The organism is Loktanella salsilacus (assembly GCF_900114485.1).
In the GTDB taxonomy this organism is placed as follows: Bacteria; Pseudomonadota; Alphaproteobacteria; order Rhodobacterales; family Rhodobacteraceae; genus Loktanella; species Loktanella salsilacus.
In genome coordinates, this window is record NZ_FOTF01000014.1 from 87,087 (window position 1) to 102,245 (window position 15,159).

The 15,159-nt window shown below is 60.7% G+C and carries 14 protein-coding genes; 4 read left to right on the plus strand and 10 right to left on the minus strand.

The window, feature by feature from the left end:
• Positions 1–18: 18 nt before the first annotated feature.
• The 3 genes from BM131_RS13345 to BM131_RS13355 are packed head-to-tail and all read right to left on the minus strand — an operon-like array spanning position 19 to position 3,505.
• Positions 19–1,689: a glycosyltransferase family 4 protein gene (locus tag BM131_RS13345; protein ID WP_090190251.1), complete on the minus strand. Its 1,671-nt coding sequence runs from the start codon at positions 1,687–1,689 to the stop codon at positions 19–21.
• Positions 1,668–2,723: a Gfo/Idh/MocA family protein gene (locus BM131_RS13350; protein WP_090190253.1), complete on the minus strand. Its 1,056-nt coding sequence runs from the start codon at positions 2,721–2,723 to the stop codon at positions 1,668–1,670. The genes BM131_RS13345 and BM131_RS13350 overlap by 22 nt, the downstream gene beginning before the upstream one ends.
• Entirely contained in the window at positions 2,720–3,505 is a 786-nt protein-coding gene (locus BM131_RS13355) for a ThuA domain-containing protein (protein ID WP_090190254.1), read from the minus strand. Before BM131_RS13355 ends, BM131_RS13350 begins: the two co-directional genes overlap by 4 nt.
• Before the next feature lie 175 nt (positions 3,506–3,680).
• Between BM131_RS13355 and idi the strand changes: the two genes are divergently transcribed.
• Both idi and BM131_RS13365 read left to right on the plus strand, forming a co-directional pair.
• Positions 3,681–4,211, plus strand: a complete 531-nt coding sequence (gene idi, locus BM131_RS13360) for an isopentenyl-diphosphate Delta-isomerase (RefSeq protein ID WP_090190256.1) — start codon at positions 3,681–3,683, stop codon at positions 4,209–4,211.
• Positions 4,212–4,303: 92 nt separating this feature from the next.
• Complete coding sequence (locus tag BM131_RS13365) at positions 4,304–5,356, plus strand: HWE histidine kinase domain-containing protein (protein WP_139222629.1); 1,053 nt, start codon at positions 4,304–4,306, stop codon at positions 5,354–5,356.
• Positions 5,357–5,416: 60 nt separating this feature from the next.
• On the opposite strand, the gene BM131_RS13370 is transcribed toward BM131_RS13365, so the two are convergent.
• The 6 genes from BM131_RS13370 to BM131_RS13395 form a co-directional block, all read right to left on the minus strand.
• Positions 5,417–6,400, minus strand: coding sequence for an ABC transporter substrate-binding protein (locus BM131_RS13370; RefSeq protein WP_090190259.1), 984 nt, complete (start codon positions 6,398–6,400; stop codon positions 5,417–5,419).
• Positions 6,401–6,445: 45 nt separating this feature from the next.
• On the minus strand, positions 6,446–7,282 hold the full coding sequence (locus BM131_RS13375) for an ABC transporter permease (protein WP_425434305.1): 837 nt from the start codon (positions 7,280–7,282) through the stop codon (positions 6,446–6,448).
• Entirely contained in the window at positions 7,279–8,196 is a 918-nt protein-coding gene (locus BM131_RS13380; protein ID WP_090190288.1) for an ABC transporter permease, read from the minus strand. Before BM131_RS13380 ends, BM131_RS13375 begins: the two co-directional genes overlap by 4 nt.
• 68 nt (positions 8,197–8,264) lie before the next feature.
• Positions 8,265–9,032, minus strand: a complete 768-nt coding sequence (locus BM131_RS13385; protein WP_245754244.1) for an ABC transporter ATP-binding protein — start codon at positions 9,030–9,032, stop codon at positions 8,265–8,267.
• A 92-nt stretch (positions 9,033–9,124) separates the two neighbouring features.
• A complete protein-coding gene (gene hydA / locus BM131_RS13390; protein ID WP_090190263.1) occupies positions 9,125–10,576 on the minus strand; it encodes a dihydropyrimidinase in 1,452 nt (483 codons plus the stop codon).
• Between the two features lie 76 nt (positions 10,577–10,652).
• Positions 10,653–11,903, minus strand: coding sequence for a Zn-dependent hydrolase (locus tag BM131_RS13395; protein ID WP_090190264.1), 1,251 nt, complete (start codon positions 11,901–11,903; stop codon positions 10,653–10,655).
• Between the two features lie 167 nt (positions 11,904–12,070).
• On the opposite strand from BM131_RS13395, the gene BM131_RS13400 reads away from it, so the two are divergent.
• Both BM131_RS13400 and BM131_RS13405 read left to right on the plus strand, forming a co-directional pair.
• Positions 12,071–12,697: a TetR family transcriptional regulator C-terminal domain-containing protein gene (locus BM131_RS13400; RefSeq protein ID WP_090190290.1), complete on the plus strand. Its 627-nt coding sequence runs from the start codon at positions 12,071–12,073 to the stop codon at positions 12,695–12,697.
• A gap of 54 nt (positions 12,698–12,751) precedes the next feature.
• The gene (locus tag BM131_RS13405; RefSeq protein WP_090190266.1) at positions 12,752–14,638 is read left to right on the plus strand and encodes a potassium transporter Kup; all 1,887 of its coding nucleotides are present in this window, start codon (positions 12,752–12,754) and stop codon (positions 14,636–14,638) included.
• Positions 14,639–14,846: 208 nt separating this feature from the next.
• Here the strand turns inward: BM131_RS13405 and BM131_RS13410 are convergent.
• A partial coding sequence (locus BM131_RS13410; RefSeq protein WP_139222630.1) for a transposase occupies positions 14,847–15,159 on the minus strand: 313 nt, incomplete at its 5' end.

A 15,159-nucleotide genomic window follows, 5' to 3' on the forward strand; every position in this document is an offset into this window, starting at 1 on the left:
ATGCGGTTAATTACGGCCTTAATTTGTCTGGGGCCGCGTAATACTCAGGTAATCATACTTTGCTAAATACAAAGCAGCACCAATCGCAAGGTCTAGCCGCATCTTTGCGCCGTTTGCGGCCTTTGCAATCGTAATTGGGCCGCTTTCGGCCACGATCTGCAAGAACGCTGCCATCCGTGCGGGCGGCATCAGCGTACGCTTGTACAAATCGCGCCCGTTCAGCTTGTCCAATGCGGCCAAGGCGCTGGCGTCCCCGGGCTGCCGAAGCGTGACCACCCAGGTGCCATCCGGCTGCTCTGTCGGATAACGGCCATAAAGCGTGAACGGATCGACCTGCAGCGGGTTGATCGCGGGGCGCACGCGCGCGCTCTTGCGCCGCGCCGCCAGTTCCCCGGCCAACGCCAGATACTGCGGGATCACCGCCGACCAATCCAAGGTTGCGGCCACATGGTCCCGCCCCGCCTGTCCCATCTGTGCCCGCAGCCCTGCGTCGCCCAGCGCCACAAAGGCGGCAACATAGGCCGGGATATCAATCTGCGTTTGCTGCTGCATCAGGGACAAATGCTGCAAATACCCGTCGGTGCCATCAGCAAACCGCTGCGCTAAATCCGCGCCAATCGGATGCCCGCCGCCCGTCATGCGCGTCGGGATCAGGAAACCCGTCTTGCCATGCACGACCGTATCCCGAAACCCGTCCCAATCCGGCATCACGACGGGCAGGCCAGCAGCCATCGCTTCGACCGGGACAAGGCCAAACGTCTCTTGGATATTATCCACCGGCAGGGTGAAGACATCGGCCCCCGCCCAGATATTGCGCCGCACATCCGCGCCGCGCCCGTCGATGATCTGCATCTTGACCGAAGGTGCCAAGGCGGCCGCGCCATCCCGGTGCAGCGCCTCTTCGTCATCCCGGTTCGCCCAACCGACCATCCACAAATGCACAGGCCGCTGCAGCGCCTGCGCGACCTGTTCCAGCGCAATGAACAGCGGCGCAGGGTTCGCCTTTTCAACGCTCGTCAGCCGCCCCATCGTCATCACGACCAGCGCATCATCCGGCGTAGCAAACTGCGCCCGCATCCGCGCGCGGGCACCGTCCACTGGCGCAAAATCCGCAGCATGAATCCCCAGCGGGATAACCGGCAATTGCGGCAGCGGCACGCGGGTCGCACCAAAGCGGTCCTGGATATACGCGGCCTCTTCCTCCAGCTGCCGCGCCACGATGCTGTGCACGGCATGGGACGTGCAGATGATCGCATCCCAGTCCTCGACCGGGTCCAGCATCAGGTGATGCAGCCCCTCGATCACGCGGCGGGTGGACACGGTATGCGTGATCCCGACCAGACTGCATTTGTCCGCGCCGTAACGCTGCCGCCGCCATGGTGCAGACAGATACCCCGGCCCCGGGAAAAACACTGTCCCGGCTTGCGTGAAATCGCTGTCCCCGCGCAGATTGTGCACGCTCAGGGTGCGCTCTTCGCCCAGTTCCCGCGCCACCTTTTCAAAGGCCTTTCCCGCCTGCGCGTCCTGCGTCAGCGCATGCACCCGGTCCCCCGGCACATGCTGCAGAAATCCGCGCAGGAACGACTGACCCGCAGACCGGCGACCCACCAATTCCTTGCCTTCGCCCTCGACCGCGTCCGCATGGAAAAAGATCGCCGGCCCGCCCATCAGATCGCCAGATCCCGGCAACCATCCGCATCCGACGCAACCGCCGCATCCAATGCCTGCTGCAAGATCGCACCGCGATCAAAGTCGGGCAGGACTGCCTCTCCGGCACGGATCGCTTCGATAAAGCGGACGTAGTTCGTCTTGACCGCTGGCAGCGGCATATCCTGCCAAGTCGCCTCCATCAGATCGCCCTCTAGGCAGGCGCGCAGAATGCTCTGGTCATTCTCCCACCGTACATCAAGGCCGCCTTTGGTGCCAAAAATCCGCAACCGCAGATCATTCAGATGCCCGCTGGCCATGCGGCTGGCATGCACCACACCCACCGCGCCGTTGTGCAACTGCACCTGCATCGTGGCACTGTCATTGGCGTCCAGCGTATATTCACCGATCTGCCCGCCCGGTGCCTTGTCAAAGGTCCGGAGCCGGCACGACATCCGCTCTGTATTCGACCCGGCGACAAAGGTCGCAAAGTCCAGAATATGAACGCCGACATCGCCCAGCACGCCAAGGCTGCCGTGCTTGGAGCTCAGCCGCCATAGCCACTGCGCCTCTTCATTCCACTTGCCCCAAGCAGGCTGGGTCAGCCAGCTTTGCAGATAAGACGCCTCGAAATGGCGCACCTCTCCGATAGTGTCTTCGCCGACCAGACGCGCGGCCTCCATCACCGCAGGGATGTTGCGGTAGGTCAGGTTGACCATATTCACCACGCCCGCATGGAACGCCGCTTCGGCCATCTGCACGGCTTCACCATGGTTCACGGCCAAGGGCTTTTCGCACAGCACATGCTTGCCCGCCGCCAGCAACGGCATCGTGGTGGGAAAGTGGACAGCATCCGGCGTCACGTTGGACACTGCGTCAAACGCGCCCCATTCCAGCGCATCGACGACAGAGTCGAACGCATGGGTGATCCCGTGCTTGGCGTTAAAGGCGTGCAGATTGTCCGGGTTGCGGTCCACACCGCCCACCAGTTCCACGCCCTCCATGGCGGCATAGGCCTCGGCATGGGCATTCGCCATGCCGCCGGTGCCAACGATCAGAACACGGACCGGCTTCACCGAAAGCCCTCTTCGCCGTCAGCATGCAGCTTCAGCCCGCGCTGCTCGATCTTCTCCAGCGCCTCCTCGATCGGCACGTTCGGCGCGTCGTTCACCGCCGTGATCCGCGCCGCCGGGTTATGCGCCCACTTCACCGCGTTGCGCAGCACAGTCTGCACATTGGCGTCAAAATATGTCGGATAGGTCTCGTGCCCCGGACGGAAATAGAACACATTCCCCGCCCCGCGCTTGTACGTCAGACCAGAGCGGAACACCTCGCCCCCGGCAAACCAGCTGACGAAAACCGTCTCTAGTGGCTCTGGCACACCGAAAGGCTCGCCATACATCTCTTCGTTTTCCAGCTCGAAATAGTCACCGATGCCCGCGGCAATCGGGTGGCTACGGGACGTCACCCAAAGCCGCTCACGCTCGCCTGCCTCGCGCCATGTCAGGTTGCAGGGCGTGCCCATCAGCCGCTTAAATATCTTCGAAAAATGCGCCGAGTGTAGCAGGATCAGGCCCATGCCACCCCAAACCGCCTCTGCCACACGTTCGACAACCGCGTCATCCACATCGCCATGCGCCGCATGTCCCCACCACAGCAGCACGTCGGTTTCCGCTAGCCGCGCGGCGGTCAAACCATGCTCTGGCTCTTGCATCGTGGCGGTCGTCGCGGTGATGCCTGCGTCCATATTCAACGCGGCAGCGATCGCGCCGTGAATACCATCCGGGTACAAATCCCCGACCACTTTGTTATGCGTCTCGTGAACGTTCTCGTTCCAGACTACAGCGCGTATCGTCATGGCTTCCGCCTTTCCAAATCGTTTCGGGTGCACCTTGCGACGCTTTTTTCCCGCTGGCAATCCCGCCTGAAACACCCCACCACAATACTCTGGCACCGCGAAATCCCGCCGCGATCTAATCCTTCAAACCCTGGACAATCTCGCTTATATCGGCGACGCGCCACCGAAAGAAGCTATGACGACAATGATCCCCGCTTGGGTCGACGGCACCCTTCAGCCAGTCGACAAACTCGACGCCCATGTGCGCGGGCTGCGCCATAAGGCGGTCAGCGTCTTTGTGCTGCGCGGCGATCAAATCTTGATCCAGCAGCGAGCGCTGGGCAAATACCACACGCCGGGCCTGTGGGCGAACACCTGCTGCACCCATCCGCACTGGGACGAGAACGCCGCCACCTGCGCCGCCCGCCGCCTGACCGAGGAACTGGGCATCACCGGCCTGACCCTGCACCACAAAGGCCAGATCGAATATCGCGCCGATGTCGGTGGCGGCCTGATCGAACACGAGCTGGTCGAGGTCTATCTGGCCCATGCGCCGAATGACCTGCACATTGCACCTGACCCTGCCGAAGTGATGCAGACCAGCTGGATCACACTGCCCGATCTGACCGCCCAAATCGCCGCCACGCCAGACGCCTTTACCCCGTGGCTGCGCATCTATCTGGCCGAACATGCTGCTGCGATTTTTGGGACTGATCTGACCTGCTAAGCTGATCGTCTTCATATCCTGCGCGGCAAGCAAAAGGGATTTGATTATGCTTTCGCCCGGTTTAAATAGCTCTCAGGCATACGTGAACTATCGTGCAAACCGCCGCGCTTGATCGGCTGGATATCAAAGGCATACGACACGACATGACGTTCTCGAACATCGAATGGTCTGCGCTGTTCCAAGACCTTCCGGCCCCTTGTCTGGTCCTTGATCAGGACCTTCACATCGTGACCGCCAGCAAGCTGTATTTGGCGACAGTCGGTCGCGACTTGAACGCGATCCAAGGCCGCCCGGTGTTTGACGTGTTCCCAGAGGAACCGGACCGCCGCGCCATGCTCGAAGCCGCCTTCCGCCGTGCGCTTGCAGGCGAGGCGAACTCTTTGGAAAAGGTGCTTTACGCGATCCCTGTCATGGACGACGACGGCCAGCCCACAGGCAAGATCAAGGAAATGTACTGGTCTTGCCATCATAACCCGATATTCCAGACTGACGGCACGGTCCGCTACATGATCCAGAACGCACAGGACATCACGCAACAGGTAATGGCCGAGCAGCTCAAAGACGCCGTCGTCGGCGAATTGCACCACCGCGTCGGCAATATCTTTGCCCTCGTGTCCGCCACGGCAAAACGCATGGCCAGCAGCGCCGATGATCTGGCCGATTTCCTGCCCAAGTTTCAGGGCCGCCTTATGGCCCTTGCGCGCACCCATACCTATCTGACTGGCGATAATTGGGACGGCATCACCATCGACAAAATCGTTCAGCGCGAACTGTCCGAACACAGCGACATCGGCCCCGATCAGATCACCGCTGTCGGCAGCGACATCAAAGTCAACGCGACAGAGGCACAGATCCTGACCATGGCCGTGCACGAGCTGACGACCAACGCGATCAAATACGGTGCCCTGAAAACCCGGGGCGGCAAGTTGAACGTCGCATGGAAACCGAACGCCACTGCGGGGTTTGACTTCGAATGGCGCGAATCCGATGTCATCATTGCAGACACCCCGCCGCGTCAGGGGTTTGGATCATTCATCCTTGATCAAATCGTGCCCGCCCAGCTGCAAGCCACCGCCCAGCGCGACCTGCGCCCGGACGGCTTTACCTATCAGCTGTCCGTGACCCAGCGCGCTGCATCCCATTAAAAAAGCCGCGCCGCAGATCATCCTGCGGCGCGGCTCATACCTAATCACTAAGCGCTGTAATTAGTTCAGCGCTTGATCGGTGATCACATGGGTCCAAGCCCCTTCGGGTGCGGCCGAAATCACCGGATCAGAGCCGCCAGCCAGCAGCGTATCGACCGTGCGCTGATAGTCAGCCTCGTCCAGTGCACCGTTCGATCCAGCGGTCAGCATAGCGACTTCGCCCATCATGCGCTCTTGCGCCTCAATCGTCTGGGCACCTGTCTCGTCGTTATCCAGCACGATCTGCGCCGCTTCAGCCGCATTCTCTTCTGCGTACTTCCAGCCCTTCATCGACGCGCGGACGAACTTGACCATCTTCTCGACGAACGCCGGATCGTTCAGGTTCTCTTCCAGCACATACATGCCGTCTTCCAGCGTCGCGACGCCTTGGTCCTCGTACTTGAACGTCACCAGCTCGTCCGGGGATACACCTGCATCCAACACCTGACCATATTCGTTATAGGTCATGGTCGAGATGCAATCCGCCTGACGCTGCAGCAGCGGGTCAACGTTGAAACCCTGCTTCAACACCGTCACGCCATCATCGCCGCCATCGGTGGAGATGCCAGCCTGAGACATCCACGACAGGAACGGATATTCATTGCCAAAGAACCAAACGCCGATGGTCTTGCCTTTGAAGTCCTCGACGCTGGTGATGCCGGTATCTTTCCAGCAGGTCAGCATCAGGCCCGATGTCTTATAAGGTTGCGCGATGTTCACGACCGGCAGACCCTTTTCGCGGGCAGCCAGCGCCGATGGCATCCAGTTCAGCATCACATCAGCGCCGCCACCAGCCAACACCTGTGGTGGAGCAATATCAGGCCCGCCCGGCAGGATCGTGACGTTCAGACCCTCTTCTTCGTAAAAGCCCTTGTCCTGCGCGACGTAATAGCCGGCGAACTGGCTCTGTGTGACCCATTGCAGCTGCAAGGTCACATCGTTGTCTTGCGCCTGTGCGCCACTGGCGGCAAAGGCCAGTGTGGCGGCGGTCATCAAATGCTTCATGTCTCTCTCCTTGTTGATGGAAATATGCCGGGTTCTCCCGGTCTGTTATTTACGTTGTGACGGATGCCAAAAGGTCAGCCGCTTCTCAATCATCGCCATCGCCCCGTAAAAGGCGCTTCCGGCAAGGGCTGCGACGACAATCTCGGCCCAGACCAGATCCAGCGCAAGCTGTCCGACAGAGGTCGATATCCGAAACCCCATCCCGACGGTCGGAGAGCCGAAAAATTCAGCAACAATCGCACCAATCAGCGCCAGCGTTGTGGCAATCTTTAGTCCATTAAACACAAACGGCATCGCCGCCGGTACCCGCAGCTTAAACAAGCTCGGCCAATAACCCGCGCCATAAGTCCGCATCAGATCACGCTGCATCGCGCTTGTATCGCGCAAACCTGCGACCGTGTTCACAAGGATCGGGAAAAACACCATCACGCCGACCACAGCGGCCTTCGACGGCCAGTCAGAGCCCAGCCATTTGACGAAAATCGGCGCGGTGCCCACGATCGGCAAAGCCGCCATAAACGCCCCCACCGGCAACACGCCCCGCGTCAAAAACTCTGACCGGTCCACCATGACCGCCACAGCAAAAGCCGCAACCGCGCCCAGTACATACCCCGTCAGCGCGCCCTTCAAAATCGTCTGCGCAAAGTCAGCCCACAGGATCGGCAGGCTTGCCATAAAGGTCACCGCAATCGCCGATGGCGGCGGCAGAATGATCGGGCTAACATCGCCCAGCCGCACGCCCACTTCCCAGACCAGCAGCAGCGTCAGGCCAAAGATTAGCGGCGCAGCCCAGCCAGCACTACGATGCCCGCTGCGCGCCAGCGCTAGGTTCATGGTCCAGCCAATCCCCCAGATCACGATGATCGCAACCAAAGCCATCATCGCACCATCCCCATCCGCTTTAACGACGCCCGCTCAGCCAAGCTAAAGATGCCCACCAAAACCGCCGCCGTAATCGCCGCCGCAAACAGCGCGGCCCAAGTGACCAGCGGCTGCCCATATTGATCGCCAACCAGCATCCGCGCACCAAATCCGGCCCGCGCACCCGTCGGCAACTCTCCCACAATCGCGCCGACCAAAGCGGCGGAAATCCCGATCTTGAGCGAGGCAAACAGATAGGGCATTGAAGCCGGCAACCGCAGCTTCCAAAACCCCTGCGACGCGCTTGCATGATAGGTACGCAGCAGATCCAGCTGCATCCCGTCCGGGCTCCGCAACCCCTTCACCATGCCAACGACGACAGGAAAGAACGATAGATAAGCACTGATAATCGCTTTAGGCAGCAAGCCCTGTATCCCAAGCGACCCCAGCATCACGATGATCATCGGGGCCAACGCCAAAATCGGGATCGTCTGACTGGCAATCGCCCAAGGCATCACACTCAGGTCCATCGTGCGCGAAAACACGATCCCGACGGCCAGCGCGATCCCCAGCGTCGTGCCAATCGCAAATCCCAGCAGCGTCGCCGACAGCGTCACCCAGCCATGATAGACCAGCGATTTCTTCGACGTCACCTTCACGCCAAAGGTCGTCTTCCACAGCTCTGCCGCAACCTGCTGCGGCCCCGGCAACCGCGGCCTGTCTAAGACATAAGTCATCGGCACCACCGCCGGATTGCGCAGCGCCAGTGCCACAGCGCCGACGTCCTGCCGCGCGATAGGCGTATCCGGCACCACGACCACCCCATCACGCTGGGCCTGATCGGCCGCCAGATGGATATTCATCGGCACCACCGACAGCATCCAAACCCCCAGCAACACAGCGACAACCGTCAGGATCGGTAGGACACTACGCACGGCATCCCCCATCATCTTGCCAGAAATACTCCCCGCGGAGCGTCCAACGCCGGCCCCAAGCACCACCCTCAATCATCCGCATGCCCCGCCCGCAGTCCGTCCCGCACCCGGTGCGCAATCGCGATAAACTCCGGCGTATCACGAATATCCAGTGGCCTCTCGCGCGGCAGCGTGCTCTCGATCACATCCGTAATCCGCCCCGGTCGCGGCGACATCACAACGATCTTGGTCGACAGATACACCGCCTCAGGGATGGAGTGTGTGACGAACCCAATCGTCTTTTCTGTCCGCGCCCACAGCTGCAACAGCTGCTCGTTCAAATGGTCGCGCACGATTTCGTCCAGCGCACCAAAGGGCTCGTCCATCAGCAAAATATCCGCATCAAATGCAAGCGCACGCGCAATGCTGGCCCGCTGCTGCATCCCGCCCGACAATTGCCAAGGAAACTTCTTTTCAAACCCCGCCAGATCAACCAGATCCAACACGCGGGCCACACGTTCCGCCTGCTCCGCCTTGGAAAACCCCATGATCTCTAGCGGCAATTTCACATTCCCGCCAATTGTCCGCCAAGGATACAGCCCCGCCGCCTGAAACACATAGCCATAAGCCCGCGCTTTGCGCGCCTCCTCTGGCGACATGCCATTTACCGTCAGCTTGCCCCCCGTCGGAGTCTCTAATCCGGCAATACAGCGCAAAAACGTCGTCTTACCGCAGCCCGAAGGCCCGATGAAGCTGACGAAATCACCTTTATTGATATCAAGACTGACATCCTTCAGCGCGTGAACGGGGCCGTCGCCGGTTTGAAAGGTCAGATCGACGGACTTAGCCGCGATAATCGTTGGGGGCGCTGCCCCCGGTCCCGCAAGCGGGCCCTCCCCCGGAGTGTTTTCAAAAAAGCGAGGATCGGAGGAGGTCACCATTGTTTCGCTCAAACCCCCGTCGCCGGAATACCCGACCGTTCCACCGCCCGCGGTGCCGTCAGCTCTTTCCACGTCGACAGCGCCTCATTGACCGCCCCCTTCGGCGCGCGGGCAACAAATTGCCCATGCCCCGGCTCTGGAATGATCGCGCCATCGGCAAAGGCAACACGCCCCCGCGTTAGCGTATAGCGTGGCAGGCCTTTGACCTCTTGCCCCTCGAACACGTTGTAATCGATGGCTGATTGCTGGTCGGTCGCGCTGATCGTTTTCGACTTTTCCGGGTCCCACACCACCAGATCGGCGTCCGACCCCACCAGCACGGCACCCTTGCGGGGATAACAGTTCAGGATCTTGGCAATATTTGTGGATGTCACCGCGACAAATTCGTTCGGCGTCAGCCGCCCGGTGTTCACGCCGTGCGTCCACAGCATCGGAAGCCGATCCTCCAGTCCGCCAGTCCCATTCGGGATCTTGGTGAAATCGTCCACGCCATTCCGCTTCTGCTCGGTGGTAAAGGCGCAATGATCCGTCGCCACACAGGACAACGACCCCGACTGCAAACCAGCCCACAGGCTGTCCTGATGCTGTTTGTTGCGGAACGGCGGCGACATCACGCGCCGCGCCGCATGATCCCAATCGGCGTTGGCATATTCACTGTCATCCAGCGTCAGATGCTGGATCAGCGGCTCGCCCCAGACGCGCTTGCCCGCCATCCGCGCCCGGCGGATGGCTTCGTGGCTCTCTTCACAAGACGTATGCACCACATACAGCGGCACGCCCGCCATATCAGCAATCATGATCGCGCGGTTCGTCGCCTCACCCTCGACCTGCGGCGGGCGAGAATAGGCATGCGCCTCTGGCCCGGTATTGCCCGCAGCCAACAACTTGGCCGACAGCTCTGCCACGACATCGCCATTCTCGGCATGGACCATTGCGATCCCGCCCAGCTCTGACAGACGCGAAAACGAGGCATAAAGCTCGTCGTCATTCACCATCAGCGCACCTTTATACGCCATAAAGTGCTTAAACGTCGTAATCCCCCGCTCGATCACCGCGGGCATTTCGTCGAACACCTGCTTGTCCCACCAGGTCACCGCCATGTGGAAGGAATAATCGCAATGCGCCCGCGTGGATTTGTTGTCCCACATCTGCAGGGCGTCCAGCATCCCTTGCCCGGGGCTAGGCAATGCGAAGTCGACAACCATCGTCGTGCCGCCCGCCAACGCCGCGCGGGTGCCGGACTCAAAGTCATCGGCCGAATAGGTGCCCATAAACGGCATCTCTAGGTGGGTATGCGGGTCGATCCCGCCGGGCATGATGTAGCAGCCGGTCGCGTCCAGCACCTCATCCCCCTGCAAATCCGGCCCAATCGCCGTGATGACATCCCCCTCGATCAGCACGTCCGCCTTGTAGGTCAGATCGGCGGTCACCACCGTCCCGTTCTTGATCACCTTGCTCATATCACGTCTCCTCGTCCGACCTTCTTCTGGTCACAAATACCTCGGGGGAGGCCCCTTGGGGCCGGGGGCAGCGCCCCTATTCCGCCACGCCTGCCGTCTCTACCACCGCATGAAGCAGCACATCAGCGCCAGCAGCCGCCCACTCTTTGGAAATCTCTTCCGCCTCGTTATGGCTCAGCCCGTCCACACAAGGGCACATCACCATCGCGGTCGGATACATCCGGTTAATCCAGCAGGCATCATGCCCAGCGCCAGACACGATATCCATGTGGCTATAACCCAGCCGCTCTGCCGCATCGCGGATCGCAGTCACGCAACCTTCGTCAAAGGTCACCGGATCGAAATGCCCAACGGGCTCAATCGTGATCCCCAACCCCAGATCAGCCGCAATCTGCGCCGCCTCGGCCTCCAGTTTCTCGCGCATCGATGTGAGCTTCGCCAAATCGGGCGAACGAAAGTCGATGGTAAACACCGCTTTGCCCGGGATCACGTTGCGAGAGTTCGGATAGACATTCGCCTGCCCCACAGCACCCACAGCTGCAGGCTGGTGATCCATCGCGATCCGGTGCACCGCCTCGGTAATCCGCGCCATGCCCAGACCTGCATTTACCCGCATATTCATCGGGGTAGAGCCTGTATGCGCGTCCTTACCGGTCAGCGTAACCTCTAGCCACCACAGGCCCTGACCGTGCGTGACAACACCAATCTGCTTATTCTCCGCCTCTAAAATCGGCCCCTGTTCGATGTGCAGCTCAAAGAAAGCATGCATCTTACGTTCGCCGACTTTCTCGTCGCCTTCCCAGCCAATGCGCCGCAGTTCGTCACCGAAACGCTTGCCGTCGGCGTCTACCCGGTCCTTGGCCCAGTCTTCTGTGTGCATCCCAGCAAAGACGCCAGAGGCCAGCATCGCGGGGGCAAAGCGGGTACCCTCCTCGTTCGTCCAGTTCGTCACAACAATCGGGTGCTTCGTCTTGATCCCCAGATCGTTCAGCGACCGGATCACCTCTAGTCCGCCCAGCACGCCAAGAATGCCGTCATACTTGCCGCCCGTTGGCTGTGTATCTAGGTGCGAACCGACGTAGACTGGCAGCGCGTCCGGGTCCGTGCCTTCGCGCCGGGCGAACATATTGCCCATGCTATCGACACCCATCTTGCAGCCCGCCTTGGCGCACCAGCCAGCGAACAGATGACGCCCTTCGCTGTCTTCGTCCGTCAGCGTCTGGCGATTATTGCCGCCTGCAACACCCGGGCCAACCTTGGCCATATCCATCAAGGTGTCCCACAAACGATCCGGGTTAATCCTCAGGTTCTCTCCGGGGGCTGCCATGGTATTCTCCTGCGTGTTGCCGATTTGACCGTACGGTCAAACAAACGCTAACAGAGGGTCATACTCAGTCAAGCGTCACGCGCAAAACCATGGCAAATGCTTAAAAAACATGCAGTGGTACACGCGCTGGCTAGACCATGCCGCGTTTTTTAGCGCATGGTAAAAAAATGGATGACTTGCCGCCGTTGACCCGCATTCAGACCCGCAACCGTTCTGCCATCATGTCTGGCGGGCTGGACGCTTTTTCAACCGCTGGCTTCAAGGGCGCGACCCTTGATCAGATCGCCGATGCGGCGGGCCTGTCCAAACCAAACTTGCTTTATTACTTCCCCTCGAAAGAGGCGATTTATGCCGCCTTGCTCGAAGAGCTGCTCAAAACATGGCTCGACCCGCTGCGGACCCTTGATCCAAACGGCAACCCCATCGAAGAGATCCTCGCCTACGCCCATCGCAAGCTGGCGATGAGCCGGGATTTCCCCCGCGAAAGCCGCCTGTTTGCCAATGAAATCCTTGCCGGTGCCCCGCAAATTCACGCGGTGCTTGCTGGCCCGCTGCGCACCCTTGTGGATGAAAAGGCGCAGATCATGCGCGGCTGGATGGACGCCGGATTGATCCGCAAATCCGACCCGCACCACCTGATCTTTTCGATCTGGGCGCTGACTCAGCATTACGCCGATTTCGACGTTCAGGTGCGCGCCGTCCTTGGCGATGTCGATCCGTTCAGTGGCGCCGACACCTTTGTCGATCACCTCTACCGGACCCTTCTTCAGCCGCCCGATCAGGACCACTTGTAAAGCATATCGCGCAGGATTAATTGCGCGCTTGCTGTCCTCATATGGGTCACTGCCATGTCCCCCGTCACTACTGGTCACGCCGCGCGCCCTGCCTCGACCGTTGCCCTTGCGCTTGGGTCCGTCGGGGTCGTCTACGGCGATATCGGCACAAGCCCGCTTTATGCCCTGCGTGAAGGGCTGGCCGCCGCAACGCGCGGCAGTCCGGCGCAATCCGGCGATGTCCTTGGCATCGTGTCGCTGCTGCTTTGGCTGCTGATCCTGATCGCGACCTTTAAATATGTCGTCCTGATCCTGCGCGCCGACAACCGGGGCGAAGGCGGCACGCTGTCCCTGCTCGCCCTTGGCCAGCGCGCCCTTGGCAAACGCCGAGGCCTGCTCATATTGGGGATCGTCGGCACCTCGCTGTTCTTTGGCGACGCGATCATCACCCCTGCAATTTCCGTCCTGTCCGCGGTCGAAGGCGTGACCCTGATCGTCCCGTCCTTCGCGCCATACGTGATTCCCGTCACCATCGGCATCATCATCGCCCTTTTCGCCGCCCAGCGCCGCGGCACCGAAGGCATTAGCCGCCTGTTCGGCCCGATCATGCTGGTGTGGTTTGCAATGCTCGCGATCATGGGTCTGATCCACATCGCCGATGACCCGCGTATCCTTGGTGCCTTCAGCCCGGTCCCCGGCCTGCAATTCCTCTTTACCCACGGGGCCTCTGCCCTGCCGGTCCTTGGCTCGGTCTTTCTGGCGATCACGGGGGCAGAGGCGCTTTATGCCGACATGGGCCACTTTGGCCGCCGTCCGATCCGCCTCGCGTGGATTTTTGTCGTCTTCCCATCGCTGGCCCTGTCCTATCTGGGCCAAGGCGCGCTGGTGCTCGCCGACCCCAGCGCCGCCCGCGACCCTTTTTTTCTGATGGCCCCGTCATGGGCGCTGCCCGCCTTGGTCGCCTTTGCCACCGTTGCCACGGTTATCGCATCGCAGGCCGTGATCACCGGTGCGTTCTCTGTTGCGCACCAGGCCGTGCAAATGGGCCTGCTGCCACGGATGGAGGTGCACCACACCTCTGAAACCCAACACGGGCAGATCTACATCCCCCGCATGAACGCGATCCTGCTGCTTTGCGTGGTCGTACTGGTGCTGGCTTTCGGCTCTTCCGCCAGCCTTGCCACGGCCTACGGCATCGCCGTGACAGGTGAAATGCTGGTCACAACCATCCTCGCGTTCTTCGTCTACCGCTACCTGTGGAAATGGTCCGTCCCGCTGGCCCTCGCGATGCTTGCCCCGCTGGCTGTGATCGAAATCGGCCTTTTTGCTGCCAACATGACCAAATTCCTTGAAGGCGGCTATCTGCCCCTGACCGTCGCGGCCCTATTGGTGATCGTGATGATCACTTGGGTGCGCGGCAGCCGGATCATGCAGGAAAAGTCCCGCGCCGATTCCGTGCCGCTCGCGACTCTCATCACCTCGCTGAACGGGTCAGAGCATCTGGCCCACGTCAGCGGCACCGCCATGTTCCTGACCGCCGAGTCCGTCGTCGCGCCGCCTGCCTTGCTGCATAACCTTAAACACAATCAGGTCCTGCACGAACGCAACTACATCGTCACCGTCGCCACATCGAACGCGCCCCATGTGCCGCCAAACGAACAGGTCGTGATCGAAATGCTCACCGACGGCTTCACCCGCGTCTTTATCACCTTCGGCTATATGGACGATCCAAACGTGCCCCGCGCCCTGATGATGGCCCGCAAACTTGGCGTAAAGTTCGAGATTATGGCCACCTCGTTCTTCATCAACCGTCGCAGTTACAAACTGTCCGACAAAAGCGCCATGCCCGGCTGGCAACAGCGTCTTTATGTGGCAATGACCAAAACCGCGACTAACGCGCCGGCCTATTACCACCTGCCGCCCAACCGCGTAATTGAACTTGGCCAGCAGATCGTCATCTGATCCGGAACCCGGGCCGCAAGGTCCGGGTTAAGCCTGCAACCCCTGCAGGAGAACTCGCCATGACTCACACCCTGACCCTGACCGCCATCGCCCCCGTCACCCACGACACGTGGCACCTGACCTTCGACCACCCGGCAGGTTTCCAATTCGAACCGGGCCAAGCGACCCATTGGGCCTTAGAGTCTGATTCAAAACTAACTGCACCTTCTCAATCCCTTGCGAGATGCCGTGTGACGCGTCTGATGTGTGCGATGAGGATCCAAGCCTCTGCGCTTGCGATGGATTTTTCCCAATCTTTCGATAGGCGGCGACATCGGTTCAGCCAGGCGAAGGTGCGCTCGACGACCCACCGTCGCGGCAGCACTTCAAAGCCCTCCGCGGTGTCAGAGCGTTTGACGATCTGGACGGTCCATCGGCCGAGGGCCTTTAGCGCGTCCCGCAGTTTGGGCCCTGCATACCCGCCATCCGCAAATACATGTCGCAATGATGGATAGCGCGAGGCGATCGCTTTCAGCACATCG